The organism is Wolbachia endosymbiont of Tuta absoluta (genome assembly GCF_059414725.1).
Map to the genome: position 1 here is coordinate 1 of NZ_JBNRJY010000788.1, position 1,671 is coordinate 1,671.

The following is a 1,671-nucleotide window of genomic DNA, read 5'->3' on the forward strand; positions in this document are numbered from 1 at the left end:
GATCATATGGACCAGAAAGTCATTTAATAACAAAAAAGAATATACCACCTATGGGTGGAATAATAATACTAACTTCTGCTTTATTACCAATCCTGCTTTGGACTCAATTAACACCAGAAATTTCATTGCTGGTATTTATAACTCTATTTTTTGCTCTACTTGGATTTATTGATGACTATTTAAAATTGAAGACAAATCACCACCGAGGTTTAAGTGCAAAAACCAAAATACTTATTCAGTTTGTCGTTACTCTGGTCTGTATGTTTATACTTAAGCTACAATCTGCTGAAGGTTTTACAAAAATTTCTCTATTTAGAGAAGTAGCAATCGACCTTGGCTATCTATATCTTCCGTTTGCTGCATTTGTAATTGTCGGCTCTTCTAATGCTGTGAATCTTACAGATGGCCTAGATGGCCTTGCTGCAACTCAAGCCATTACTTCCTTTGCTTTTTTGGGGCTAATTGCATACATCACTCAGACAGATGTAAACATTACTTTATTCTGCATTGCATTTATAGGAGCTATTTTAAGTTTCTTGTGGTTTAACACACATCCAGCAAAAATATTTATGGGTGATGTTGGAAGCCTATCAATCGGTGCAGCTTTAGGACTCACTAGTGTTCTAATTAAAAAAGAAATGCTTTTTGCCGTTATTGGAATAATCTTTGTAATAGAGACTTTATCTGTGATTATTCAGGTATCATATTTTAAATATACAAAATTTAGATATGGAGCAGGAAGAAGAATTTTCCTTATGACACCAATACATCATCACTTTGAAAAGAAAGGGTGGTCAGAAAATACAATAGTTATAAAATTTTGGATAATTTCTATCGTTTGTTCGATTTTTGCTTTAACTTTCTTATTATAGGAATTATGAAATATCCAGACTTTTCATTAGAAAATACATTATCAGGAATTATAGCAGGAGTAGATGAAGTAGGAAGAGGTCCGCTTGCCGGTCCAGTGATATCTGCAGCTGTAATATTTACTGATAGAGATACGGTTATTGATGGAATAAACGACTCAAAAAAGCTAACCCCTAAGTGTAGGCAAGTTCTATACGAAAAAATAACGTCTGTTGCAAAATTTGGTATAGGAATGGCAAGCGTAGAAGAAATAAACTCATACAATATTTTGCAAGCAACAAAGCTTTCAATGAAACGTGCGTTGGCAAACTTGAATCTAGAACTAGATTATGTGCTAGTTGATGGTAATCAACCACCTGAAGTAAAATGGCAAGTAAAATCTATAGTGAATGGTGATAGTTTAAGTATATCAATTGCAGCCGCTTCAATCGTTGCAAAAGTTACAAGAGATCGGCTTATGGAAGAATTGCATAATAAACATCCTCAATATAATTGGTATAAAAATAAGGGATATGGAACAAAAGAACACCTCAGCGCTATTGGCCTTCATGGAATTACGAAGCACCATAGAAAGAATTTTGCACCTATAAGAATACTATAGCCTTTAATCACTTACCTTTTTTGAAAGGTATGTTTTCATTAAACAGGCAGACTGTGCTTGATCCGTTTCTTAAGGTAAATACCGAGCTTACTCTTTCAATTATCAGGTAGTCATCAACTGTACGAAAATTTATCAAGGATTCATATCCTGCAGAATCAACCATAAAAACTGCCGGGAAATCAGAGTTTATTTTATTAAAT

The 1,671-nt window shown here is 33.8% G+C and carries 3 protein-coding genes; 2 read left to right on the top strand and 1 reads right to left on the bottom strand.

Annotated features, from left to right (window positions below; genetic code table 11):
* On the top strand, positions 1-872 hold an 872-nt coding region (gene mraY / locus ACJ5GX_RS08065; RefSeq protein WP_495292893.1), incomplete at its 5' end, for a phospho-N-acetylmuramoyl-pentapeptide-transferase.
* Positions 873-877: 5 nt separating this feature from the next.
* On the top strand, positions 878-1,471 hold the full coding sequence (gene rnhB, locus ACJ5GX_RS08070) for a ribonuclease HII (protein ID WP_007302272.1): 594 nt from the start codon (positions 878-880) through the stop codon (positions 1,469-1,471).
* A gap of 7 nt (positions 1,472-1,478) precedes the next feature.
* On the opposite strand, the gene ACJ5GX_RS08075 is transcribed toward rnhB, so the two are convergent.
* On the bottom strand, positions 1,479-1,671 hold a 193-nt coding region (locus ACJ5GX_RS08075), incomplete at its 5' end, for a TrbG/VirB9 family P-type conjugative transfer protein (RefSeq protein WP_495292894.1).

Coding starts and splice junctions, on each gene's coding strand:
- rnhB (WP_007302272.1), top strand. CDS start 878: ATGAAATATCCAGACTTTTCATTAGAAAATACATTATCAGGAATTATA.